Here is a 23,495-nt window from a genome sequence, read left to right as displayed (position 1 = left end):
CTGCTCGCGGGTCCAAAGTCTAGAACAGCGTCGGCTGGATGACCGCAGCCACCGGTGCGGGCGGCGGCTGACGGAATTCTCTTGCGTCTCTTGCCAATCCGTGCTTGGCCACTAGCGGCGCAGCCCTGCGCTGCAGCATCTCACGGTAGTCGGCCGGCAAGTATGCGCCGCGGCGGAACAGCTCGCGGTATCGGCTGACCAGCTCAGGATGCGAGCGGGCCAGCCACGCCATGAACCAGCCGCGCGTCGAGCTTCGCAGGTGCAGGCCGAACACGGTGACCGACGTGGCACCCGCGTCGGCGATCTGGCCGAGCAGCGTGTCGAGATGCTCGGCCGAGTCGGTGAGATACGGCAGTACCGGCGCAACCATCACATGGCAGTCGAAACCGGCGTCGCGGATCGCGGAGATCAGCCCGAGCCGCGCGTGCGGTGACGGCGTCCCAGGCTCGACGTCGCGGTGCACATCCGGATCCGCGACCGCCAGTGAGATCGCAAGACTCACGGGCACCTGCTCGGCCGCCGCGGCGAGCAACCCCAGATCGCGGCGCAAAAGCGTGCCCTTGGTCAATATCGAAAACGGCGTAGCCGAATCTGCCAGTGCGCGAATGATTCCCGGCATCAACGCATAGCGGCCCTCGGCACGCTGGTACGGGTCGGTGTTGGTGCCCAGCGCGATCGTCTCGCGCTGCCACGACGGCCGGTGTAGCTCGCGGCGGAGCACCTCGGCGATATTGGTCTTGACGACGATCTGGGTGTCGAAGTCCTGGCCGGGGTCGAACTCCAGATACTCGTGGGTGGGCCGGGCGAAGCAGTAGCGGCAGGCATGCGAGCAGCCGCGGTAGCCGTTGACGGTGTACCTGAACGGCAGCATCGCCGAATCGGGAATCTTGTTGACCGCCGACTTGCACAGCACCTCGTGAAACGTGATGCCCTCGAACTGTGGCGTCCGCACGCTGCGCACGAACCCGATACGCGCAAGGCCGGGCAGTGCCCCGTCGTCCACCCGAACGCCTTGTCCATCCCATCGCACCCCCGTATTCGAACGCTCGTTCGATGCGCTGTCAAGCGGGCTCGCTGATGTAAGACTTCCGGCGTGACCGAATTGCTGTTCTCCTATGGCACACTGCGGCTGCGCGAGGTGCAGCTGGCAACGTTCGGCCGCGAGCTCGCCGGCCGCGACGACGCAATCGTCGGTTTCGAGCTCGACCACGTCACCATCACCGACCCGCACGTCATCGCTACCAGCGGCAGCGACCGGCACCCGATCTTGCGGCCGTCGTCGCATCCCGGTGCGGAAGTGCAGGGCACGGTGTTCTCGATCAGCGAAGAGGAGCTGGCCGCCGCCGACGAGTACGAGGTCGACGACTACAAGCGGATTCGAGTGCCCCTGCGCTCCGGCGACGAAGCGTGGGTGTACGTATTCGCCGGCTAGCTACCAGGCCTTGAGCGCGCAGGTGGCGGCGGTCTCACCGCTGTTCTGCGCCACCACGTTGCCGTCGACCGAAATCTCGCAGTGCGGATTCGGTGTTCCGTTGTAGCGCGCCGCGCCACCAGCCATGACGTAGGCCCAACTCTGGTCGGTCAACGTGGTTGAAAACGTCCAGGGCGCCCCCGGTGCAACAGTGACGCGCTCGTTGCGCAAATAGGCGCCGGAGTTGGCGTCCAACGCCGCCTTGCTCGGGGGGTCTGACACCAGGTAGTTGAGGCTGACAGTCGCCTCCTGGTCCGTGGTGATCGTGTAGACCACCTGATGGCCGCCCGGATCGGCGGTGGCGCTGGCAGGAATTGACAGGAGACCGGCGCCGGCGAGCGTCGCTGCGGCGAAACGGATGGCAGCTTTCTGCATGTACATCACATCGCCGGAGGCTACCGGATTGTTACGTGCGACCGAGTCGGGCGAGAACCTCGCCGACGACTGCATCGGCAGGGACGGTGACCTGCTCCCCCGTGGCGAGGTCCTTCACCTTGACGTCGGGATCGTGGTCTTTGATCAGCGCCAACGACGCCCCGGAACGGTCGGCGGCACGCATCGCGCCCTTGAGCCCGCGGTCGCCGTAGGAGACGTCCACCCGCAGGCCGGCCCGGCGCAGCGCCGCAGCGGTGACGGCGACGTCGAGCTTGGCGTCCTCGCCGATCGGAATGCAGAACACGTCGGCGCGCTTCGCGTCACCGACACTCTTGCCCTCGGCACGAAGCGCCAGGACCGTGCGGTCGACACCTAGCCCAAAACCGATGCCGGACAAGTCTTTTCCGCCGAGCTGGTGCATCAGTCCGTCGTAGCGGCCGCCTCCGCCGATTCCCGACTGCGCGCCGAGTCCGTCGTGCACGAACTCGAAGGTGGTCTTCGTGTAGTAATCCAGCCCGCGCACCAACTTCGGATTGATCGTGTAGGGCACGCCGAGCCGGTCCAGGTGTGCCAGCACGGTTTCGAAGTGCTGCTTGGCGCCGTCGGAGAGGTGGTCCAGCATCACCGGGGCCTCGGCCAGTTGCGCACGGACATAGTCCCGTTTGTCGTCGAGGACGCGCAGCGGGTTGAGCTGGGCGCGTCGGCGGGTGTCCTCGTCGAGGTCGAGGCCGAGGAGGAACTGCTGAAGCAACTCGCGGTACTGCGGCCGGCAGCTGTCGTCGCCCAGGGAGGTGATCTCCAAGCGGAACCCGTCGAGCCCCAGCGAGCGGAAGCCTTCGTCGGCGATCGCGATCACTTCGGCGTCCAGTGCGGGATCGTCGACGCCGATCGCCTCGATGCCCACCTGCTGCAGCTGACGGTAGCGGCCGGCTTGAGGGCGCTCGTACCGGAAGAACGGCCCGGCGTAGCACAGCTTGACCGGCAGCGGGCCGCGGTCTAGCCCGTGCTGGATCAGCGCGCGGATCACCCCCGCGGTGCCTTCCGGGCGCAGTGTGACCGATCGGTCCCCGCGGTCGGTGAACGTGTACATCTCCTTGCTGACGACGTCAGTCGACTCGCCGACGCCGCGGGCGAACAACGCGGTGTCCTCGAAGATCGGCAGTTCGATGTCGCCGTAGCCGGCTCGGCGGGCGGCGTCGAGCAACCCGTCGCGCACGGCGACGAACTGCGCCGACTCCGGCGGCAGATAGTCGGGGACGCCCTTGGGCGCCTGGAATTCGGTCACGAGCTCAGGCCTTTGAGGAACAGATTGTGGCGGCGTTCGGCTCCGATCGTGGTGGCTTCACCGTGTCCCGGCAGCACCACGGTGTCGTCGTCGAGCACCAGCAGTTTTGTCACGATCGAGCCCAACAGATCCCGGCCGCTCCCGCCGGGCAGGTCAGTGCGGCCGACGGACTGCTTGAACAGCGTGTCGCCGGAGAACACGATCTCATCCGGGCCGTCTGCGACCCGAAAGCAGACCGAGCCTCTCGTGTGTCCCGGGGTGTGGTCGACGGTCACAGTGATGCCGCCGAGGTCGATCTTGTCGCCATCGCGGTCGAGGTCGACCACCTGCCTGGGCTCGTGGAACAGCGCGCCGAACAGCAGCTGGGCGATTCGGGGCCCGAAATCCTTGATCGGATCGGTCAGCATGAATCGGTCTTCGGGGTGGATGTAGGCGGGGCAGCCGTAGGTGTCGGCCACCTTTTGCGCTGACCAGATGTGGTCGATGTGGCCGTGGGTGAGGAGCACCGCCGCAGGCGTGAGCCGGTGATCGTCGAGGATCCGGCGCAGCGGCGTCATCGCCCGCTGCCCAGGGTCGACGACGATGGCGTCGGACCCCGGTCGTGGGGCCAGCACGTAGCAGTTGCACTGCAGCATGCCGGCGGGGAATCCAGTCAGCAACACCCGTTTAGTTTCCCACGCAGCGAGCGTCGGTCTGGCACTGCCGGGCCGGCCGCCCAGCGTTGCATGGCACACTCGATGGCCAGAACCACGACCCCGTAACAGGAGGACAGCGGCGTGCCGACCGAAAAGCAGCGGCGTGCGACGGCCAAGCGCAAACTGGAGCGCCAGCTCGAGCGGCGCGCTCAGCAGGCGCGGCGTCGACGGATCCTGACCATCGCCGGGCTTGCGGCGGTGGTCGTCGTGGTAGCGGGCCTCGCGGTGTGGGGCGTGTTCTTCCGCAAGGGATCGAACGAGACGCCGACCGCGTCGAGCACGACGACGTCGGTGGCACCGACGCAGGACACCGCCGCGCCGCAGGCTGGGGTGCTGCCGCCGTTCAAGCCGCCGGCTGATCTGGGAGCGAACTGCCAGTACCCGGCCAGTCCGGAGCCGGCGGCCAAGAAGGTGGACCCGCCCAAATCGGGCAAGGTGCCGACCGATCCCGCCCAGATCAGCATGAGCATCGCGACCAACCAGGGGCCGATCGGCGTGCAACTGGACAACGCGAAGGCCCCCTGCACGGTCAACAGCTTCGCCAGCCTGGCCCAGAAGGGCTATTTCAACGACACGCATTGTCACCGGCTGACCACCGGCCCTGACCTTTTCGTGCTGCAATGCGGCGACCCCAAGGGGAACGGCTCTGGCGGTCCCGGCTACCAGTTCGCCGACGAGTATCCGTCGAACCAATATCTGCCCGACGATCCCGCCCGAAACCAGGCGATCGTCTATCCACGCGGCACGTTGGCGATGGCCAACGCGGGACCGAACACCAACGGCAGCCAGTTCTTCATCGTCTACAAGGATTCGCACCTGCCGCCTAACTACACGGTGTTCGGCAAGGTCGACGAGAAGGACATGGCGGTCTTGGACAAGATCGCCGCGGCGGGCACGGTCGACGGTTCGCCGGACGGCAAGCCCAAGACCGACGTGGTGATCACGTCGGCGCGGCTGGACTAGGTGTCTGGTCCGGTCAGCGCGGCGGGCGCAGGAACCGCATCGCGGCCCTCATAACGGGTTGCGGCACACGGTCTTTCATCGCGAGAGCGGTATCCGCGGCACGGCCGCGTAGCCGAGTGCCCCGGCCGAACACCTTGTTCAGCGGTCCGCCCGAGGGTTCGAGCTCGAAGTGCAGCGGGGGCTTGTCGCCCGCGGCGCCCAGAGCGTTGGAGATCACGATCCGCTGGATCTCGCTGGTGCCCTCGAAGATCGTGTACAGCTTGGCGTCGCGGTACCACTTCTCGACGGGGTGGTCGGTGATGTAGCCCCAGCCGCCCATCGTCTGAATTGCACGTTCGGTGGCCCGGACCGCGACCTCGCTGGCGGCCATCTTGGACATCGAGCCCTCACCGCGGTCGAATGCTATGCCGTTGGCGGCCATCCACGACGCGCGCCAGGTTAGTAACCGTGCCGCGTCGATCTGTGTGGCGATCTCGGCGATCGGGAAGGCGATGCCTTGATTGTCGATGATCGGGGCGCCGAACGCCTCCCGCTCCTTCGCGTAGGCCGTCATGTATTCCAGTGCGGCTCTTGCGATTCCGAGAGCCTGGGCAGCGACCATCGGGCGGGTCTGCTCGAAGGTGCCCAGCGTCGCGGAACCCGAGCGGCGACCGCCCTCGACCGCCTCGCGCGCCTTGGCGAGCTTGTGCTCGAGTTTGTCCTGGCCGCCCAGCAGGTGGTCCCCCGGCACGCGGACGCTGTTGAACTTCAATTCCGCGGTGTGTGACGCCCGGCAGCCGAGCTTGTCGAGCTTGCGCACCAACTCCAGTCCCGGTGTGCCGCCGGGCACCACGAACAGGCCCTGACCGCGGTGGCCGAGCTCCTGGTCCACCACCGCGTTGACCACGTGCACGTTGGCGATGCCGCCGTTGCCGATCCACATCTTGTGCCCGTCGATGATCCAGTCGTCGCCGTCACGAGTCGCGGTGGTGCGCAGGTTGCGTACGTCGCTGCCGCCCTCGGGTTCGGAGATCGCGAGCGCGGCGAGCTTGAGGTCTCCGGGTGTGCCGAAACATTCAGGCGCCCACTGAAGCATCTGCTCGGGCGTGGCGGCCTGACCGATGGCCGACAATGCGAGGGCCGGCATCACAATCGCCAGGCCGATGCCCGCGCAGCCCCAGAAGATCTCCTCCATGAACATCGGCAGCGACAGGCCGGTCGGGTCGCCGATGAGGTCGCGGTAGAAAAGGGGACTGTAGAAGCCTTGTTCGGCGGCTTCTTCCAGAATCGGCCACGGGAATTCCTGGCGCTTGTCGTATTCGGCGGCCACCGGGCGGATGCAGTCCTCGGCGAATTTGTGCGCACGTTGTGCCAGGTCGTGTTGCGCCTCGGTGGGCGTGAGGTCGAACGTCACGCTGTTCCGTTACCCGCGGTACCGCAAGCGAAACATCTGTTCACCATCGCCTGTTGACGACGGGCAGAGGGCGTCGACTTGTCGCTAAGAGGCGGGCACATCGGTAGTCGGCTGGCTGGGCGGTTTCTGGGGCGGACGTGGCCCATGTGGCCAGACGGTCACGCCGGGAACTCTGCGACCAACACGTGCCCGTGCCCGCCTCTTAGCGACAGGCCGACGGTGGCGGCCGCCACACTGTACGGGAGGCGCCGCTGATCGCCGAATCCGCAGTCAGTCAGAGGGGTGACGAATCGCCGGCTCTCAGGCCGCTGACGTCACGCGATAGACGTCGTACACGCCCTCCACATTGCGCACCACGTTGAGCACATGCCCTAGATGCTTGGGGTCACCCATCTCGAAGGTGAACCGGCTGATCGCCACCCGATCACCAGACGTCGTCACCGATGCGGACAGAATGTTGACCTTTTCATCAGCCAGCACGCGTGTCACGTCCGACAGCAGCCGATGCCGGTCGAGCGCCTCCACTTGGATGGCCACCAAAAACACCGACGACGGCGACGGCGCCCACTCGACGTCGATGATCCGCTCCGACTGCTGTTGCAGCGACGCGGCGTTGGTGCAGTCGGTGCGGTGCACGCTCACCCCTCCACCACGGGTGACGAAGCCCATGATGTTGTCCCCAGGCACCGGCGTGCAGCACTTGGCCAGCTTCGTCAACACTCCCGGCGCCCCCGGCACGGCCACCCCGGTATCCTCCGGATTGCGTTGGCGCACAGGCATTGTCGCTGGGGTCGACCGCTCCGCGAGCTCGTCTTCAGCGGCCTCGTCCCCGCCGAGCTGCGCCAGTAGCCGCTGGACCACGTGGCGCGCCGAGATGTGCCCCTCGCCCACCGCGGTGTAGAGCGCCGACACGTCCGCGTAACGCAACTCCCGAGCCAGTGAACTCATGGACTCGGCATTCATCAAGCGCTGCAACGGAAGTCCGCCGCGCCGCACCTCGCGCGCGATCGCGTCCTTGCCGGCCTCCAGCGCCTCCTCGCGACGCTCCTTGGCGAACCACTGCCGGATCTTGGCCTTCGCCCGCGGCGACACCACGAACTGCTGCCAGTCGCGTGACGGCCCGGCATTGGGCGCCTTCGAAGTGAAAATCTCCACCACTTCGCCGTTTTCGAGCTTGCGCTCCAGCGCCACCAGCCGGCCATTCACCCGGGCGCCGATACATCGGTGGCCGACCTCGGTGTGCACCGCGTAGGCGAAGTCCACCGGCGTGGATCCCGCCGGCAGGGTGATCACATCGCCCTTTGGGGTGAACACGAAAATCTCTTGTGCGGCAAGGTCGTAACGCAGCGACTCCAGGAACTCGCCGGGATCCGCCGCCTCCCGCTGCCAGTCGAGCAGCTGACGCATCCACGCCATGTCGTCGATCTCTGCGGCCGCATGCGGATGCGGAAGGTTGCGCCCCTTGGCCTCCTTGTAGCGCCAGTGCGCGGCGATCCCGTACTCGGCGGTTCGGTGCATGTCGCGGGTGCGGATCTGCACCTCCAGTGGCTTGCCCTCCGGCCCCACCACCGTGGTGTGCAGCGACTGGTACACGCCGAATCGTGGCTGGGCAATGTAGTCCTTGAACCGCCCCGCCATCGGCTGCCACAGTGAATGCACCACGCCCACAGCGGCATAGCAGTCGCGGATCTCGTCGCACAGGATGCGTACACCGACGAGGTCGTGGATGTCGTCGAAGTCGCGGCCCTTCACGATCATCTTCTGGTAGATCGACCAGTAATGCTTGGGCCGGCCCTCGACCACCGCGTTGATCTTCGCCGAGTCGAGCGCCGCGATGATCTCGCTGCGCACCTTGGCCAGATACGTGTCGCGCGACGGCGCCCGGTCAGCCACCAACCGCACGATCTCCTCGTAGCGCTTGGGGTGCAGGATCGCAAACGACAGGTCTTCGAGCTCCCACTTGACGGTTGCCATCCCGAGCCGATGGGCAAGCGGCGCAATGACTTCCAGCGTTTCACGGGCTTTGCGGGCCTGCTTCTCCGGCGGCAGGAACCGCATGGTGCGCATGTTGTGCAGCCGGTCGGCGACCTTGATCACCAGCACGCGCGGATCGCGGGCCATCGCGATCACCATCTTGCGGATCGTCTCGCCCTCCGCGGCTGTACCCAGCGCCACCTGGTCCAACTTGGTGACGCCATCCACCAAGTGGGCCACCTCTTCGCCGAAGTCGGCGGTGAGCGCCTCCATCGTGTAGCCGGTGTCTTCGACGGTGTCGTGCAGCAGCGCCGCAACCAGCGTCGTGGTGTCCATGCCGAGCTCGGCCAATATGTTGGCCACAGCCAGCGGATGGGTGATGTACGGGTCGCCCGAGCGGCGGAACTGCTCGGCATGCCGCTGCTCGGCCACCTCGTAGGCTCGCTGCAGCATGGTCAGGTCGGCCTTGGGATAGATCTCCTTGTGCACCGCGACCAGCGGTTCGAGCACCGGATTGACGGCACTGCGCTGCGCGGTCATCCGCCGCGCCAGCCGCGCCCGGACCCGCCGCGACGCACTGGAGGACTTCGGCGCCGCCGAAGCCGGCGTGGGAGCCGCTGCGGTAGCAGGCGTTTCCGGCGCAGGCGGTGTCTGCACGGCCTGGCCTACACCTGGGTCGTCAGCCGCCATCTGTGCACCTCCCGTACCGAGGATAAACGCTTCAGACCTGGTACAGGCTGGTGACAGGCAGTGGCGCCACCGCCTCACGACCGCCGAGCGCGGCGAGCTCCAACACCACCACCGCCCCGGTGACCGCCGCGCCGGCGTCGTCGAGCAACCGGGCCGCGGCCGCCAGCGTGCCGCCGGTGGCCAGCACGTCGTCGACGATCGCCACGCTGCGGCCGGTCAGCTCTACGCCCTCGGCTGGTATCTCCAGCGTGGCCGTCCCGTACTCAAGGGTGTAGGTCTCGCTGTGCACCGGCGGGGGCAGCTTGCCGCCCTTGCGGACGGCCAGCACCCCGGTGCCCAGCCGGGTCGCCACTGCCGCGCCGAGCAGAAAGCCGCGGGCGTCGATCCCGGCGATCAACTCCGCACCGGAGGCCGATTCAGCCAGCGCATCGGTGACTGCGGCAAGCCCGTCCGGATCGGCCAGCAGCGGCGTCAAGTCCTTGAACTGAATACCGGGCGACGGGAAGTCAGGGACATTGCGCATCAGCGAGACGATGACGTCGCGAACGTCACGACTCATTCCTTCAGCACCCAGCGGTCCATGTTCCAGCCGGCGCCCCAGCGGGTCGGGTTGGCCACCACCGCCGACATCTTCTTCGACCAGATCAGCGTGCGCTGCTGGCGATACAGCGGCAGCGTCGGCATGTCGTTCCACAGCACCCCGGCCCCGTCGGACAGCAGACCGGCCACCTCTTTCGGATCGGTGGTGGCGGCGAGCTTGTCGATGATGCCGTCCACCTGGGGGTTCGAGTAGCCCGACAGATTATTGCCGTTGCCGGTGTGCAACTGGTACGCGTCGATCGCCGACGATCCGCTCGAGCCGCTGCCCGTCGCTGCGCCGGTGCCGGCCACCAGCACGTCGAGCTGGTTCGCCTTCATGGTCTGCGGGCCGGTGTTCTCCGACGACACGTCTTGCACGGTGATGCCAGCCGGCGCGCATGCCTTGGTGATCGCGCCGACCGCCGCGTTGAGCCGGGCGTTGGGTGCCTGATAGCCAATCCGCACAGTCAGCGGGGTGGCGTTGACGGCGGCCTTGGCAGCGTCGGCGTTCGCCGCCACGTAGCGATTGTTGGCCGCAGCGCTTTCCGCGGCGTTGAACGCGTCGTCGCTGGCCGGGTTCAGCCGCGCGTTGGCGATCGGCACCTTCGCCTCGCCGGCGATCGTGTCGCGGGGCGTGCACAGTGCCAGTGCTCGGCGCGCAGCCGGCGCGGCCAGCGGACCCTGGCTGGAGAAGATCAGCTGCTCGATACCGGCCGACGCGCTGTCGGTGCGCTGATAGCCGTCGGGCACGGTCAAGCCGCCGATCGACCCGGTCGCCACGTCGACGACGTCGACGGAGTTGTTCTTCAGGCGCGCCTGCACGTCGGCGCCACGAGGCCACACCGTCACCCGCTGCGTGACAGGTTTGTTGGCCCACCACTTGTCGTTGGCGACGAGCACCACCGAGCCGTCTGATTTCACCGAGTCGAGCTTGTAGGGCCCCGATGACGGGAACCACCGCACGTTGACGCCCGGTTTGAGGTCCCAGATCGTGTTCCACGCGTCGGCAATCCGGGCCACCACCGGCGCGTCGTTGTTCTGCAGCGCGGCGGTGACGTCCACGCCGAGCAGATCGGCCAGGACGTGCGACGGCATCATCGACGTCGCCGTGAACAGCTGCGCGTAGTCGGTGAACGACCGGCCGCCGACGAACGTGACCCGGGCCTTCTTCTGTCCCGGCGTGCAATCGATGGACTCGACGTCGGCGTAGCCGGCGTGGCTGGCGGCGTCGAAACCTGCGAGCCGCCCCGACTGGGCGGCCCAGGCCAGCACCATGTCGTCGCACGTCACCGGCTTGCCGTCGGAGTACACCGCGGAGTCGGCGATCTGGTAGTCCAGCACCAGCGGCTCGCGGCCGACGACCGACACGGTCCCGAAGTCGTGGTCGGCGATGATCTGGCCGTCCGGGCCGTGGTAGCCGAACCCGGTCAGCACGCGGGCGAATGCCTGAGGCGCGGCCGATGCGGCTCCGGCGACGGTGTTCGGATTGTAGGTGGGCAGCGGCCCGTCGACGGAGTAGTCGAGCTGCTCGGCAGGGGTGTTCGAGCACGACGTCAACGCCATGGGCGCGACCAGCAGCGCGGCCGCGGCCAGCACAGCCGTCCAGTGCCGCACTAGCGCCGCCGTTTGCCCGACGGCCGACCGCTGCGGGCGGTCGGCCGGATCGGCCGGGCACCTGGAGCGGGCTTCGCGGCGAGCGCGACGGGTTCCCTCTCCTGCTCCGCGGGCACTTCTCGCGTGTCGGCCTCCGCAGTGGTTGCCGACGGCTCGGCACCCTCCGCTGCCTTGCGCCGACGCAGCACCCGGCGAGTGTGGGCACGCACGAGTTCCGTGCGCTCGCGCAATGTCACCAGGAGCGGGGTGGCGAAGAAGATCGACGAGTAGGTCCCGACGACGACGCCGACCAGCTGCACCAGCGCCAGGTCCTTCAGCGTGCCCACGCCCAGGAGCCACACCGCCACCACCATCAGCGACGCGATGGGAAGCACCGAGATCAGGCTGGTGTTGATCGACCGCATGAAGGTCTGGTTGACCGCGAGGTTGGCCTGCTCGGCGAACGTGCGACGAGTGGTGTGCTGGAAGCCGTGGGTGTTCTCCTCGACCTTGTCGAACACGATCACGGTGTCGTAGATCGAAAAGCCCAGAATGGTCAGCAGCCCGATGACCGTGGCGGGAGTGACCTCGAACCCGACGAGCGAGTACACGCCCGCGGTGGTGATGATGTCGAAGAACATGGTGGCCAGCGCCGAGACGGCCATGTAGCGCTCGTAGCGGATCGTGATGTAGAGGCTGACCAGCACCAGGAACACACCGAGTGCGATCAGCGCCTTCTTGGTGATCTGCCCGCCCCACGTCGACGACACCGCTGAGTCGCTGATCGCGTCCTTGGACGGCTTGCCGTCGACGCCTACCGGGTGGAACTTGGCGAACAGCGCGTCTTTGAGCTTGCCGGCCTGCTCGTTGGACAGCGTCTCAGAGCGGATCTGCACCGTGGCCGACGCGCCGTTGCCGACGACGACCACCTGCTCCGGGTCGGTGCCCAGCGTGGTCCGGAACACATCTTCGACCTGTTCGACGGTGGCGTCGCCACGCGGGAACGACACCTTCGTGCCGCCCTCGAAGTCGATACCGAAGTTGAACCAGCGGATAGCGATGCTGGCGACCGCGATCGCGACGATCAGCCCGCTGACCGCGAACCACAGCTTGCGGCGGCCGACGACCTCGAACGCGCCGGTGCCGGTGTAGAGCCGGACGAAGAACCCATGCCGCTGTGCCGTCGAGGTGTCGACCTTGTCTTCGATCGCGCCCGACTCGAGGGTTTCGGCGGTCGCGTCGTCGAGCTCGACGGCCGAGGTCGTCTCGTCCGAACCTCTCCCAGGAACTTCAGCCATACCTACCTCTGCCCCGCGTGCGCTGCCGCGCGGCGTTCACGGGCGATCTGCTGCACGGCGCCCAGCCCGTTGAACGACGGCTTGGCCATCATCGTCGACTTGGACGCCAGGTACACCAGCGGCCAGGTCACCAGGAACACCACCACGACGTCGAGGATCGTCGTCAATCCGAGCGTGAACGCGAAGCCCTTGACCTGCCCGATGGCCAGGAAGTACAGCACCGCCGCGGCCAGGAAGGTGACCGCGTTACCCGACACGATGGTCTTGCGGGCCCGCACCCAACCGCGAGGCACCGCGGAGCGGAACGAACGGCCTTCTCGTATCTCGTCTTTGATGCGTTCGAAGAACACGACGAACGAGTCGGCGGTGGTTCCGATGCCGATGATCAGACCCGCGATGCCGGCGAGGTCGAGCGTGTAGTTGATGTAACGGCCCAGCAGGATCAGGATCGCGTACACCATCGCGCCGGAGGCCACCAGCGACAGGGCGGTGAGCAGGCCCAGCACCCGGTAGTACAGCAGCGAGTACAGCAGCACCAGCGCGAAGCCGATCGCACCAGCGATCAAGCCTGCCTTCAGAGACGTCAGACCCAATGTGGCAGAGACTGTTTCGGCTTCAGAGGACTCGAAGGACAGCGGCAGCGATCCGTACTTGAGCACGGCGGCCAGGTCACGCGCTTTGCCCGCAGTGAAGTCGCCGGTGATCTGCGTGTTGCCGCCGGGAATCGCCTCGCGGATCGCCGGCGCGCTGACCACCTGCGAGTCGAGCACGAACGCGGTCTGCGTGCCGACGTGCGCGGCGGTGTAGTCAGCCCAGGTGTTGGCGGCCGCGGACTTGAACTTCAGGTTGACCACCCATTGAGGCGGCTGCTGATTGAACGACGCCGACGCGTTGTCGATCTGGTCGCCGCTGATGATCGACTTGTCCAGCAAGTAGATCTGCGTGCGGTCCTGCGAGCAGGTGACCAGGATCTGGTTGGGATCGTCGTTACCGGCGAGCGGATCGGGGCCCTGGCAGCGGCGCTGCAACAGCACGCCGAGCGCCACCTGTGACAGCGCCGGGTTCTGGCGCAGCTGCTTCTCGAAATTAATGCTGTCGGCCAGGTCTTTGCGCGGATCCGGTTGCGGCGGAACAGGATTGGGCGCTGCCGGCGCGGGGGCGGGCGTGGGCGGCGGGCTGGGTGGCGGCGGATCCTGCGGGTATGGCCGGGGCTGAGGAGCGGGCTGCCCGGAGGTCGGCTCCGCCGGCGGGGCCGGCTCTGGCCCAGGCGCCGGTTCGGCTCCCGGCCCCGGCGCCTCGGCAGGAAGCGGGCCGGGCACTGCGCCCGGAGGCGGCTGTGTTCCCGGGGAACCCGGTGTCGCGCCAGGCTGCTGGTTCTCCGGCGGAATTTGGATCGAGTCGATCACCGGTCGGATGAACAGCCGCGCGGTCTGGCCGAGGTTGCGGGCCTGGTTGCCGTCGCTGCCCGGCACCGTGATCACCAGTTGTTCGCCGTCGACGACGACCTCGGAACCGGACACGCCCAGTCCGTTGACGCGGGCACTGATGATCTGCTGGGCCTGGTCGAGCGCCTCGCGGGTGGGCCGCGACCCGTCCGGGGTGCGCGCCGTCAGCGTCACCCGGGTGCCGCCCTGCAGGTCGATGCCGAGTTTCGGCTTGGCCTGCTTGTCGCCGGTCAGGAACACCAGCAGGTACACGCCGACCAGAAGGATGAAGAACAGCGACAAGTACCGGAAAGGACGCACCGGCGACGACGGCGATGCCACGGTCCGTTGGTCTCCTCAGGTTCGGTTCGTCTGCAGGCCAAAGCGTACGTGCCGCCGACGCGCTTTCGGTCTCTGGTCAGTCTTTGGTGAGTCGGTCCGGCTCGTCAGCGACGTCGGTGTCGGTGATGTCGACGCTGTCGTCGTCCTCGTCGGGCTCGATGCGGTCGCGGATCGCCAGCTTCATCCAGGTGGTGACCACGCCCGGGGCGATCTCCAGGTCGACGGTGTCGTCGGTGATGCCGGCGATGGTGGCCTGCAGGCCAGACGTGGTGTGCACGCGGTCGCCGACGCGCAGTGAGTCATGCAGGTCGATCGTGGCCTGCAAGGCCTTCCTCTGGCGGCGTGAGGCCATGACCATGAATGCGCCCAAGATGATGAGCAGCGGTAAGAAGACGATCAGCTGTTCCATGAGGGCACGTTCTTTCGTTGAGTGCAGGTCGTTAGGCCCGGACAGGCAGTGGACAGGGCCTCGCAACAGACCAGTGTGCCATCTGCGACGGTCGCGCCCGTCGGCCCGTCGGTCCGTCGCGGTTTACAGCCGTGGTTTCGCGCTCGGGGCGGTCAGCCGGCGGTAGTGGTGGTTTCCCGGCGTCGGTTGAACAGCCCGCCGAAGCGACGACGCCGCGGCTGGTCTGCGGGAACCGGCGCGGTGACACGCTCGCCCTCTGGCGCGGTTGTCGCTGTCGTCTGGTCTGCGGGCCCCTCGGCCACGACGGGCGTCGGCTGAGTGATCGGCCGCTGCGCGTACTGGACGTCGCGCACCGAGCGAATAGACAAGCGGCCCAGCGCGAGCGCGCCGAGGAACACGATCAGCGCCCCTAGCCCGGTGAAGTACGTGAGGTCCAGCGCCGCGTACTTCGCGTTGGTCGTCGCCAAAGGGCGGCCCACATCGCCGATCCTGAACACGTCGGAGAGCGGACGCCCGACGACGAACCAGGCACCGGCCAGCACGGTGATCCAGCCGCCCAGCATTGCGGTGGCGCGGTTGCGCGAACTCAGCAGCAGTAGGCCACCGAGCACCGTCGCGGCGCCGGGCAGCACTTCGAGCCAGCCGCGAGGCGACGTCCACGTCCACTCCTGGTTCGTGCCCCACGCGAAGTCGAAATACGGCCCGATGAACGGAATCAGCGCGCCCCACGCGCCCAACAGAATCAGCAGAAATCCGCTTGCCGCGCCGCGGCTGCGCGGGATTCGCATCCTCGCTCCTCGCACCGGAGCGCCGGTGTCCGATTCGTTCATGACGTCTCCTTTGTCGTGATCCGCCATGAGTACCCCGATCTGGGCGGGGTGTAACCGTAACTTCGCAGGTCAGGCGACAGGTGAGGGCCGCTCGGGCGCCGGCGCGAAGAGCATCACGAGGCCGATCGCGAAAATCCACACGAGACTGGACAACGCCGCCAGCACCGGGATCCACAGATGCACCAGCGGCAGAATGCCCAACACCCCCAGCCAGGCCGCCCACTTCGGCAGCACAGCCGTCTGCCAGATCACCACCGAAGTCGCCACAATCATTGCGACAGCACCGATTTGGCAGTAGTGGTAAAGCCACGTCGACAACGTCAGAAGCGGCTCGTTGAATTCCGTGATCGTGGCATCCCCGAACCGCACCACCGCCGCCGGGTAAGCCACCTCAGCCGCGAACCCGCCCGCGGTGAGCGCGAAGAAGAACGCGCCGCCGGCCAGCGCGGTGTACGACGCGGCGCTGGGCCCTGATGCCTGGCGCAGCATCGCCACGAGCACACCCAGGAACGCCAGCCCGAACAAGATGTGCAGCAGCGGCACCACGCCGTTGGCGGCGACAAAGGTCGAACCGCTGTCGTAATAGTCGCGTGCCGCCTGCGGGGTGCGCGGACCGTCGGGCGATCCGACGATGTACGCCGGGACCATCGCCAGCGCGCAGATGACGCCGAACGCTCCACCGATCCTCACTGTCGTGCCGTCCACCGTCGCCTCCTCCCGTCAGGCCGGCTAGAGCGTGTCGAACAGCCCGGCCTGGCCCAAGCCGTGCACACCGCTGGGCGGGGTCATACCCAGATGCGTCCACGCCAACGCCGTCGCGACGCGTCCCCGCGGCGTGCGCGCGATCATCCCGGCCCGCACCAGAAACGGCTCGCACACCTCCTCGACCGTCGCCGCTTCCTCACCGACCGCCACGGCCAACGTGGACACCCCGACCGGGCCGCCGCCGAAGCTGCGGATGAGCGCCGTGAGCACCGCGCGGTCGAGCCGGTCCAGCCCGAGTTCGTCGACGTCGTAGACCTCTAGCGCCGCCTTGGCGACGTCGCGGGTCACCACCCCGTCGGCACGCACCTCGGCGTAGTCACGGACCCGGCGCAGCAGCCGGTTGGCGATGCGAGGCGTGCCCCGAGATCGCCGGGCGATCTCCGCGCCCGCGTCCGCGTCGAGGCTGATCCCGAGAATGCCCGCCGACCGCGCCAGCACCGCCTCCAGCTCGGGCGGCTCGTAGAAATCCATGTGCGCGGTGAACCCGAACCGGTCGCGCAGCGGGCCGGTGAGCGCGCCCGAGCGGGTAGTGGCACCGACGAGCGTGAACGGCGCGACTTCGAGAGGGATCGACGTGGCGCCGGGACCCTTGCCGACGACGACGTCGACACGGAAGTCCTCCATCGCGAGGTACAGCATCTCCTCGGCCGGCCGCGCGATGCGATGGATCTCGTCGATGAACAACACGTCGTGCTCGAGCAGGTTCGACAGCATCGCGGCAAGATCGCCGGCCCGTTCCAGCGCAGGCCCGGACGTCACCCGCAGCGAAGAGCCCAGCTCGGCGGCGATGATCATGGCCAGTGACGTCTTGCCGAGCCCGGGCGGTCCGGACAGCAGAATGTGATCCGGTGTGCCGCCGCGGTTCTTGGCGCCTTGGATGACCAGCTGAAGCTGCTCGCGCACCCGCGGCTGGCCGATGAACTCGTCGAGTGAGCGGGGGCGCAGGCTGGCGTCGATGTCGCCTTCACCGACGGTCAGCGCCGCCGAGACCTCACGCTCCTCGTCGTCGCCCGGCTCGAAGCGGCTCACTTACTTCTTCCTAACAAAGACAGTGCCGCCCGCAATGCGCTGGACGTGGTGGCGCCATCGCCACCGGCCAGCACCGCATCGGTGGCCTCCTCCGCCTGTTTGACCGCAAAGCCAAGGCCCACAAGGGCTTCCACCACTGGTGCGCGCACCGCATGACCGTTGGTGGCGGGGGCCCCTGCCGTCGCGACGGCACCGACCTTGTCACGCAGTTCGAGCACCATGCGTTCGGCGCTGCGCTTGCCGATGCCGGGGACGCGGGTGAGCGCGGTGACGTCGCCGTCGGCGAGCGCCTGCCGCAGCGCGGGTGCCTCGTGCACCGCCAGCGTCGCCATGGCCAGCCGGGGCCCGACGCCCGACACCGAGAGCAGGGTCTGAAACAGGTCGCGTGAATCGGTGTCGGCGAACCCGTAGAGCGTCATCGAGTCCTCGCGCACGATCATCGCCGTGGCGAGCCGGGCCTCGGTGCCGCGCCGCAACGTGGCCAAGGTCGACGGTGTGGCGTTCACCCGGTAGCCCACTCCGCACGCCTCGATCACGGCGTGGTCGAGGGCCACCTCGAGGACTTCCCCGCGGATCGATGCGATCATCTGGCCGCCTTCAGCTTGGCTTCGAACTTCTTGCGCTGCTCGGCTGCCCGTGCCTGCACCTCGGCCATCCGGGCCAGCATCGGTGCGCGCCAGCAGTGACAGATCGCCAGTGCGAGCGCGTCGGCGGCGTCAGCGGGTGTCGGCTTGGCTTGCAGCGCAAGGATTTTGGTGACCATCGCGGTAACCTGCGCCTTGCCCGCACCGCCGCTGCCGGTGACCGCCGCCTTGACCTCACTGGGCGTGTGGAAGTGCACGTCGATACCGCGGCGGGCGGCGGCCAGGGCGATCACTCCCCCGGCCTGCGCGGTGCCCATGACCGTCGCCACGTTCTGCTGGGAGAACACCCGCTCGACCGCCAGCACGTCGGGGTGGTGAGTGTCCATCCAATATTCCGCGGCGTCGCTGATCGCCAGCAGCCGCTGCGGCAGGGGCATGTCGGTGGGCGTGCGCACCACGTCGACATCGAGCGCGATCACCTGCTTGCCACCCGCGCTTTCGATCAGTGACAGCCCGCAGCGCGTCAGCCCCGGATCCACTCCCATGACGCGCACGCGCCGCCCTCCGTCGATGCCGAACAACTGTTCGACGAAACCTTAGCGGGTTGACCCGACAAGTCCGGGCAACGACACGTGTCCGTTCGCGCGGTTCAGATCAGCGGCGCGCTCCAGCGAACCTTGGTTCCGCCGTTCGGGCATGCGCTGATGTGGCAGCTGCCGGAGACTTGTTCGGCGCGCCGCTGCATGTTGTTCAGCCCACTGCGCCGGTCGATTTGGGCGGGTATGCCGTGCCCGTCGTCGGTGATCTCCAGGACGAGTTCGTCGGCCACCGTGATTTCGACCGTGACGCTGGCTGCCCCTGCGTGCCTGACGGTGTTGCTGACCGCCTCGGTGACCACCGCTTCGGCGTGGGCGGCCAGCTGCGGACCGATCGCAATCAACGGACCCACCACCCGCAGCGTGGTCGCCAGGTCGGTGTTCTCGGTCATCTTGGTGAGCGCCGACTGGATGCGCTGGCGCAGATCGCCGCTGATGTCTGCGGACGCCTGGAGGTTGAAGATCGCGGTGCGAATCTCGTCGATCACCGACTGCAGGGTGTCCACCGTGCGGTTGAGCCGGGCTGCGATCTCCGGTGATCGCGAAATCGCAAGTGTTCCTTGCAAATCCATACCGGCGGCGAAGAGTCGCTGGATGACGTGATCGTGTAGGTCGTGTGCGATGCGTTCGCGATCCGCCAAGATCGTGAGCTCGCGGCTGCGCTCATGGGCCTCGGCCAACGTCAACGCCATCGCAGCGTGGTCTGCGAAGTCGGCCATGAGACCCATGTGAACGGCGTCGAAGGCCGGCTGATGAGCGTTGCGGGCCACTGCGATGACGCCGGTCACGGTGTTCTGCACACGCAGCGGCATCACGATCGCCGGTCGCTGGCCCACGTCGGTGAACCCCGGAATGGGGTGACGCAGCGAGTCGGTGATCACTGGAGCACCCGAGCGATATACCGCGCCCGTGGTCGATTCGCTCACCGGGACGCGCTGGCCGATCACCTCAGACGAGTGCACGCCGACGGCCGTCGAGACCACGAGAGTGTCCACTTCGGCGGCAGGCTGATCGGGCGTTTCGGGAACCAGCACAATCGCCTGCTCGGAGTCGGTCAGTTCCCGGGCGTGCTCGGCGACGAGCCGGAGTGCGCGGACATGAGGGTCGGCTCCCGACAACAGCGCTGTCGTGATCTCGCGGCTGGCCCGCGTCCACTTCGCCGCCGCCCGTAAGCGTTCGAACAGCCGTGAGTTGTCGATCGCCACCCCGGCTGCCGACGCGAGCGCGCGGGCAGCGATCTCGTCCGATTCTTTGAACACATGGTCCGGCCGGTCGTCAGCCAGGTAAATGCTGCCAAAGATCTTGCCGCGGATGGTGATTGGTACTCCCATGAATGCCCGCATGTGCGGATGATGCTCAGGGAAGCCGACCGCGGCACCGTGGTGCGCCACCTCGTCGATACGCACGGTGTCGTTGCGGTACATCGGCAGCCCCAGCAACCCTTTGCCCACAGGGGCGTGGCCGATTCGCTTCACCAGCTCGTCGTCGATTCCGGCATGCAGGAACTCCGCTATCTTGCCGTCGGCGCTTCGGATCCCCAGACCGGCGTAGCGCGCGCCCGTCAGTCGCTGCGCGGCGGTCATCACCCGGCGCAAGGTGGAATGCAGGTTCAGGTCCGACCCGATTTCGACGACAGCCTCGAGCAGCATGTCCATCTGGTCACGGGCGTTCTGAAGCTCGTCGAGCTGCTGGCGGATACGGTCGAAGAGGCGATCGCGCGGCCGATCAGAGTCTGACGAAGTCCGCTTGCTCGTCACGACCCCACCTCTCAGGCGCGTCGTCGATCACGCTTACCTTAACTCACCTCGAATTCACGCAGCAGGCCTTCGACGCCATCGCAGGTTTGCGGCCGGACCGCTACGCCTCGTCGAGTTCGGCCATCACCTCGTCCGGGATGTCGGCGTTGGTGTAAACGTCTTGGACGTCGTCGCTGTCTTCGAGCGCGTCGACCAGCTTGAGCAGCTTGCGCGCGCCTTCGGTGTCCAGCGGCACCGTGACCGACGGCTGGAATCCGGCTTCGGCGGACTCGTAGTCGATGCCGGCCTCCTGCAAGGCGGTGCGCACGGCGACCAGATCGGACGGCTCGGTGATGATCTCGAAGCTGTCGCCGAGGTCGTTGACGTCCTCTGCGCCGGCGTCCAGGACGGCGGCCAGCACGTCGTCTTCGGTCAATCCGTCCTTGGGCAGCGTCACCACGCCCTTGCGGGAGAACAGGTAGGCCACCGATCCGGGGTCGGCCATGTTGCCGCCGTTGCGGGTCATCGCGACGCGCACCTCGCTGGCGGCGCGGTTGCGGTTGTCCGTCAGGCATTCGATCAGCACGGCGACGCCGTTGGGTCCGTAGCCCTCGTAGGTGATGGTCTGCCAGTCGGCGCCGCCGGCTTCCTCGCCGGCGCCGCGTTTGCGGGCCCGCTCGATGTTCTCGTTGGGCACCGAGCTCTTCTTGGCCTTCTGGATCGCGTCGTAGAGCGTCGGGTTGCCGGCGGGGTCACCGCCGCCGACGCGCGCGGCCACCTCGATGTTCTTGATCAGCCGGGCGAACATCTTGCCGCGGCGTGCGTCGACGACTGCCTTCTTGTGCTTGGTCGTGGCCCACTTCGAATGGCCGCTCATGTACTACCTCTCCAACTGCGGAAGCTCGGATTGCGAGTTTACGTGGGCGCGATTCCGGCGCCGCCCCGCTGTCGGTGCCCGCAGCGACTGTGCGTTGTCGTAGGGCCTGACCGGTGTGTCGCATGCGAAACCGCACGCTCGGCGCGGCGCTATGCCCGGCCGGTGACGATGTCGACGAACAGCCGGTGCACCCGCCGGTCCCCGGTGATCTCCGGATGGAACGCGGTGGCCAGCGTCCGGCCCTGCCGTACAGCGACTGGATGCCCCGCAGCCGAAGCCAGCACCTGCACGTCCGGCCCGACGCGTTCCACCCACGGCGCCCGGATGAACACCGCGTGCACCGGCCCGTCGAGCCCGTCGAACGGAATGTCTTCCTCGAAGGAGTCGACCTGACGCCCGAAAGCGTTGCGCCGCACTGTCATATCGATGCCCGACAGTGGCAGAGCACGGCGGCCGTCGGCGCCCGCGTCCACGATGTCGTTGGCAAGCAGGATCATTCCCGCGCACGACCCGTACACCGGCAACCCGGAAGCCACTCGCTGACGCAGCGGCTCCAGCAGCTCGAACTCCGCGAGTAGGTGACTCATCGTGGTGGACTCCCCGCCCGGGATCACCAGCGCGTCGACCGCGTCCAGTTCAGCCCGGCGGCGCACCGTCGTCGCCTCCGCCCCCGCTTCCCGCAATGCCGCCAGGTGCTCACGCGTATCGCCTTGCAGCGCAAGCACTCCGACGCGTGGATCGCTCACGGTTGGTAGTTGCGCGGGTAGCGGGTCAGCCCTTCCTGCATCACGGCCGCCACCATCTCGCCGTACTGGTTGAAGATCTTGCCCTGGGTCAGCGACCGCCCGCCGCACGCCGACGGCGACGACTGGTCGTAGAGCAGCCATTCGTCGGCGCGGAAGGTACGCATGAACCACATCGCGTGATCCAGCGACGCAACCTGCAGATGCTTGCGCTCGGCGCGGTGGTTGACCTGTGCCGACCCGAGCAGCGTGAGGTCGCTCATGTAGGCCAGAGCACAGATGTGCAGCACCGGGTCGTCCGGAAGCGGATCACGGTGCCGGAACCACACCTGCTGCTGAGATGCCTTGCCCGGCAACGTCTTTAGCTTGGCGCGCGGCACGATCCGCAGATCCCATTCACGGAACTGAGTCCAGCCGTCCGCGTCGATGTAGTCGGTTTCGTGCACCTCGTCGAGCTCGTCAGGTGCCGGCGCCACGGGCATGGCGTCCTGGTGCTCGATGCCGCTCTGGTCGGTCTGGAACGAGGCCGACATCGAAAAGATGGTCTCGCCGTGCTGGATCGCGTTGACCCGCCGGGTGCAAAACGAGCCGCCATCGCGCAGCCGCTCGACCAGAAAGACGGTGGGCGCCTTGGGGTCTCCGGGCCGAAGAAAGTAGCCGTGCAGGGAGTGCACCAGGAAATGCGGGTCGACAGTGCGCACCGCCGACACCAGCGATTGCCCGGCGACATGGCCGCCGAACGTGCGCGTGGGCACACCGGGGCCGACACCGGCCATGCGGCCGCGATAGATGTTGACCTCGAGCTGCTCCAGATCGAGGATCTCTTCGATTGCCATACCGCTGGGTTACCAGCCCCGCTGGGCGAGTCGGTGGGGCTGCGCGATCTCCTCGACGTTGATGCCGACCATCGGCTCTCCGAGCCCGCGCGACACCCGGGCCAATACGTCCGGGTCGTCGTAGAACGTGGTCGCTTTCACGATCGCGGCCGCCCGCTGGGCGGGGTCCCCTGACTTGAAGATGCCGGAGCCGACGAACACGCCCTCGGCGCCGAGCTGCATCATCATCGCCGCGTCGGCCGGGGTGGCGATGCCGCCGGCGGTAAACAGCGTGACCGGTAGCTTGCCCGCGCGGGCCACCTCGACCACCAGCTCGTAGGGGGCCTGCAGCTCTTTGGCGGCGACGTACAGTTCGTCGTCGGAAAGCGATGCGAGACGGCGGATTTCACCGCTGATCGCCCGCATGTGGGTGGTGGCGTTCGAGACGTCACCGGTGCCGGCTTCACCTTTGGACCGGATCATCGCGGCGCCCTCGTTGATCCGGCGCAGCGCCTCGCCGAGGTTGGTCGCGCCGCAGACGAACGGCACCGTGAACTTCCACTTGTCGATGTGGTGGGTGTAGTCGGCGGGGGTGAGCACCTCTGACTCGTCGATGTAGTCGACGCCGAGGCTCTGCAGGATCTGCGCCTCGACGAAGTGGCCGATGCGGACCTTGGCCATCACCGGGATGGTGACCGCGGCCATGATGCCTTCGATCATGTCCGGATCGCTCATCCGGGACACACCGCCCTGCGCGCGGATGTCGGCGGGCACGCGTTCCAGCGCCATCACCGCGACGGCGCCGGCGCCCTCGGCGATGCGGGCCTGCTCAGGCGTGACGACGTCCATGATCACGCCGCCCTTGAGCATCTCGGCCATGCCGCGCTTGACCCGCGCGGTCCCGGTCTGCCCGTGCTCCACTGCTGCTCTCCCGTCGGTAACCCGTGGTACCGCATCAGTCTAGTGGGTGGGCACCAGCGCTTTTCTCGCCGAGCAGACACGCAATCGCATCATCAAGGGCCACGGGAT

Annotated in this window: 23 protein-coding genes; 2 read left to right on the top strand and 21 right to left on the bottom strand. The window is 67.5% G+C overall.

All coding sequences use genetic code 11. The features are described from left to right. Positions 1 to 19: 19 nt before the first annotated feature. The gene (locus AC5Y4N_RS15860; protein WP_499912361.1) at positions 20 to 1,030 is read right to left on the bottom strand and encodes an Rv2578c family radical SAM protein; all 1,011 of its coding nucleotides are present in this window, start codon (positions 1,028 to 1,030) and stop codon (positions 20 to 22) included. 63 nt (positions 1,031 to 1,093) lie between these two features. Between AC5Y4N_RS15860 and AC5Y4N_RS15855 the strand changes: the two genes are divergently transcribed. Next, positions 1,094 to 1,432: a gamma-glutamylcyclotransferase family protein gene (locus tag AC5Y4N_RS15855; protein WP_499912363.1), complete on the top strand. Its 339-nt coding sequence runs from the start codon at positions 1,094 to 1,096 to the stop codon at positions 1,430 to 1,432. On the opposite strand, the gene AC5Y4N_RS15850 is transcribed toward AC5Y4N_RS15855, so the two are convergent. The 3 genes from AC5Y4N_RS15850 to AC5Y4N_RS15840 are packed head-to-tail and all read right to left on the bottom strand — an operon-like array spanning position 1,433 to position 3,793. After that, on the bottom strand, positions 1,433 to 1,846 hold the full coding sequence (locus AC5Y4N_RS15850; protein ID WP_499912365.1) for an Rv2576c family protein: 414 nt from the start codon (positions 1,844 to 1,846) through the stop codon (positions 1,433 to 1,435). 31 nt (positions 1,847 to 1,877) lie between these two features. After that, positions 1,878 to 3,131, bottom strand: coding sequence for a histidine--tRNA ligase (hisS, locus tag AC5Y4N_RS15845; RefSeq protein WP_499912367.1), 1,254 nt, complete (start codon positions 3,129 to 3,131; stop codon positions 1,878 to 1,880). Beyond that, the gene (locus tag AC5Y4N_RS15840) at positions 3,128 to 3,793 is read right to left on the bottom strand and encodes an MBL fold metallo-hydrolase (protein WP_499912369.1); all 666 of its coding nucleotides are present in this window, start codon (positions 3,791 to 3,793) and stop codon (positions 3,128 to 3,130) included. The genes hisS and AC5Y4N_RS15840 overlap by 4 nt, the downstream gene beginning before the upstream one ends. Positions 3,794 to 3,907: 114 nt before the next feature. Between AC5Y4N_RS15840 and AC5Y4N_RS15835 the strand changes: the two genes are divergently transcribed. Further along, positions 3,908 to 4,789 (top strand): peptidylprolyl isomerase, encoded by an 882-nt coding sequence (locus AC5Y4N_RS15835; RefSeq protein WP_499912370.1) that lies wholly within the window; start codon positions 3,908 to 3,910, stop codon positions 4,787 to 4,789. Between the two features lie 13 nt (positions 4,790 to 4,802). Here the strand turns inward: AC5Y4N_RS15835 and AC5Y4N_RS15830 are convergent, their stop codons facing one another. The 17 genes from AC5Y4N_RS15830 to pdxS all read right to left on the bottom strand — a co-directional run bounded on the left by AC5Y4N_RS15830 (position 4,803) and on the right by pdxS (position 23,387). Then, positions 4,803 to 6,182, bottom strand: a complete 1,380-nt coding sequence (locus tag AC5Y4N_RS15830) for an acyl-CoA dehydrogenase family protein (RefSeq protein WP_499912372.1) — start codon at positions 6,180 to 6,182, stop codon at positions 4,803 to 4,805. Positions 6,183 to 6,482: 300 nt separating this feature from the next. Then, positions 6,483 to 8,846: a RelA/SpoT family protein gene (locus tag AC5Y4N_RS15825; protein WP_499912374.1), complete on the bottom strand. Its 2,364-nt coding sequence runs from the start codon at positions 8,844 to 8,846 to the stop codon at positions 6,483 to 6,485. Between the two features lie 31 nt (positions 8,847 to 8,877). Then, on the bottom strand, positions 8,878 to 9,405 hold the full coding sequence (locus AC5Y4N_RS15820) for an adenine phosphoribosyltransferase (protein ID WP_499912376.1): 528 nt from the start codon (positions 9,403 to 9,405) through the stop codon (positions 8,878 to 8,880). After that, the gene (locus tag AC5Y4N_RS15815; protein WP_499912435.1) at positions 9,402 to 10,988 is read right to left on the bottom strand and encodes an ABC transporter substrate-binding protein; all 1,587 of its coding nucleotides are present in this window, start codon (positions 10,986 to 10,988) and stop codon (positions 9,402 to 9,404) included. The genes AC5Y4N_RS15820 and AC5Y4N_RS15815 overlap by 4 nt, the downstream gene beginning before the upstream one ends. A 50-nt stretch (positions 10,989 to 11,038) precedes the next feature. Next, positions 11,039 to 12,316: a protein translocase subunit SecF gene (gene secF / locus AC5Y4N_RS15810; RefSeq protein ID WP_499912378.1), complete on the bottom strand. Its 1,278-nt coding sequence runs from the start codon at positions 12,314 to 12,316 to the stop codon at positions 11,039 to 11,041. Positions 12,317 to 12,318: 2 nt separating this feature from the next. Continuing rightward, on the bottom strand, positions 12,319 to 14,082 hold the full coding sequence (secD, locus tag AC5Y4N_RS15805) for a protein translocase subunit SecD (RefSeq protein ID WP_499912380.1): 1,764 nt from the start codon (positions 14,080 to 14,082) through the stop codon (positions 12,319 to 12,321). A 76-nt stretch (positions 14,083 to 14,158) separates the two neighbouring features. Beyond that, positions 14,159 to 14,491: a preprotein translocase subunit YajC gene (yajC, locus tag AC5Y4N_RS15800; protein ID WP_499912383.1), complete on the bottom strand. Its 333-nt coding sequence runs from the start codon at positions 14,489 to 14,491 to the stop codon at positions 14,159 to 14,161. A gap of 152 nt (positions 14,492 to 14,643) precedes the next feature. Beyond that, positions 14,644 to 15,321, bottom strand: coding sequence for a hypothetical protein (locus tag AC5Y4N_RS15795; RefSeq protein WP_499912385.1), 678 nt, complete (start codon positions 15,319 to 15,321; stop codon positions 14,644 to 14,646). Between the two features lie 69 nt (positions 15,322 to 15,390). Next, positions 15,391 to 16,026 (bottom strand): hypothetical protein, encoded by a 636-nt coding sequence (locus AC5Y4N_RS15790; protein ID WP_499912387.1) that lies wholly within the window; start codon positions 16,024 to 16,026, stop codon positions 15,391 to 15,393. A gap of 24 nt (positions 16,027 to 16,050) precedes the next feature. Continuing rightward, the gene (gene ruvB / locus AC5Y4N_RS15785) at positions 16,051 to 17,115 is read right to left on the bottom strand and encodes a Holliday junction branch migration DNA helicase RuvB (RefSeq protein WP_499912389.1); all 1,065 of its coding nucleotides are present in this window, start codon (positions 17,113 to 17,115) and stop codon (positions 16,051 to 16,053) included. Then, complete coding sequence (ruvA, locus tag AC5Y4N_RS15780; RefSeq protein ID WP_499912391.1) at positions 17,112 to 17,702, bottom strand: Holliday junction branch migration protein RuvA; 591 nt, start codon at positions 17,700 to 17,702, stop codon at positions 17,112 to 17,114. The genes ruvB and ruvA overlap by 4 nt, the downstream gene beginning before the upstream one ends. After that, positions 17,699 to 18,253 (bottom strand): crossover junction endodeoxyribonuclease RuvC, encoded by a 555-nt coding sequence (gene ruvC, locus AC5Y4N_RS15775; RefSeq protein WP_499912393.1) that lies wholly within the window; start codon positions 18,251 to 18,253, stop codon positions 17,699 to 17,701. Before ruvC ends, ruvA begins: the two co-directional genes overlap by 4 nt. A 95-nt stretch (positions 18,254 to 18,348) precedes the next feature. Further along, the gene (locus tag AC5Y4N_RS15770; protein ID WP_499912437.1) at positions 18,349 to 19,950 is read right to left on the bottom strand and encodes a GAF domain-containing sensor histidine kinase; all 1,602 of its coding nucleotides are present in this window, start codon (positions 19,948 to 19,950) and stop codon (positions 18,349 to 18,351) included. 202 nt (positions 19,951 to 20,152) lie between these two features. Further along, positions 20,153 to 20,908 (bottom strand): YebC/PmpR family DNA-binding transcriptional regulator, encoded by a 756-nt coding sequence (locus AC5Y4N_RS15765; protein WP_499912395.1) that lies wholly within the window; start codon positions 20,906 to 20,908, stop codon positions 20,153 to 20,155. A 149-nt stretch (positions 20,909 to 21,057) separates the two neighbouring features. Then, positions 21,058 to 21,654: a pyridoxal 5'-phosphate synthase glutaminase subunit PdxT gene (gene pdxT, locus AC5Y4N_RS15760; RefSeq protein WP_499912396.1), complete on the bottom strand. Its 597-nt coding sequence runs from the start codon at positions 21,652 to 21,654 to the stop codon at positions 21,058 to 21,060. Further along, positions 21,651 to 22,487: an acyl-CoA thioesterase II gene (gene tesB / locus AC5Y4N_RS15755; protein WP_499912397.1), complete on the bottom strand. Its 837-nt coding sequence runs from the start codon at positions 22,485 to 22,487 to the stop codon at positions 21,651 to 21,653. The genes pdxT and tesB overlap by 4 nt, the downstream gene beginning before the upstream one ends. A gap of 9 nt (positions 22,488 to 22,496) precedes the next feature. After that, positions 22,497 to 23,387: a pyridoxal 5'-phosphate synthase lyase subunit PdxS gene (gene pdxS, locus AC5Y4N_RS15750; protein WP_499912399.1), complete on the bottom strand. Its 891-nt coding sequence runs from the start codon at positions 23,385 to 23,387 to the stop codon at positions 22,497 to 22,499. Between the last annotated feature and the right edge of the window lie 108 nt (positions 23,388 to 23,495).

The organism is Mycobacterium sp. NGS19 (assembly GCF_059813155.1).
Note: the sequence above shows the minus strand (reverse complement) of the source record. Positions and strands in the feature narration are given on the sequence as shown.

What these genes read in the sequence shown, in the direction of transcription:
- AC5Y4N_RS15850 (WP_499912365.1), bottom strand. Translation starts at nt 1,846, where the DNA reads ATGCAGAAAGCTGCCATCCGTTTCGCCGCAGCGACGCTCGCCGGCGCC.
- AC5Y4N_RS15825 (WP_499912374.1), bottom strand. Translation starts at nt 8,846, where the DNA reads ATGGCGGCTGACGACCCAGGTGTAGGCCAGGCCGTGCAGACACCGCCT.
- AC5Y4N_RS15820 (WP_499912376.1), bottom strand. Translation starts at nt 9,405, where the DNA reads ATGAGTCGTGACGTTCGCGACGTCATCGTCTCGCTGATGCGCAATGTC.
- AC5Y4N_RS15815 (WP_499912435.1), bottom strand. Translation starts at nt 10,988, where the DNA reads ATGGCGTTGACGTCGTGCTCGAACACCCCTGCCGAGCAGCTCGACTAC.
- secF (WP_499912378.1), bottom strand. Translation starts at nt 12,316, where the DNA reads ATGGCTGAAGTTCCTGGGAGAGGTTCGGACGAGACGACCTCGGCCGTC.
- yajC (WP_499912383.1), bottom strand. Translation starts at nt 14,491, where the DNA reads ATGGAACAGCTGATCGTCTTCTTACCGCTGCTCATCATCTTGGGCGCA.
- AC5Y4N_RS15795 (WP_499912385.1), bottom strand. Translation starts at nt 15,321, where the DNA reads ATGAACGAATCGGACACCGGCGCTCCGGTGCGAGGAGCGAGGATGCGA.
- ruvA (WP_499912391.1), bottom strand. Translation starts at nt 17,702, where the DNA reads ATGATCGCATCGATCCGCGGGGAAGTCCTCGAGGTGGCCCTCGACCAC.
- AC5Y4N_RS15770 (WP_499912437.1), bottom strand. Translation starts at nt 19,950, where the DNA reads ATGGACATGCTGCTCGAGGCTGTCGTCGAAATCGGGTCGGACCTGAAC.
- AC5Y4N_RS15765 (WP_499912395.1), bottom strand. Translation starts at nt 20,908, where the DNA reads ATGAGCGGCCATTCGAAGTGGGCCACGACCAAGCACAAGAAGGCAGTC.
- tesB (WP_499912397.1), bottom strand. Translation starts at nt 22,487, where the DNA reads ATGGCAATCGAAGAGATCCTCGATCTGGAGCAGCTCGAGGTCAACATC.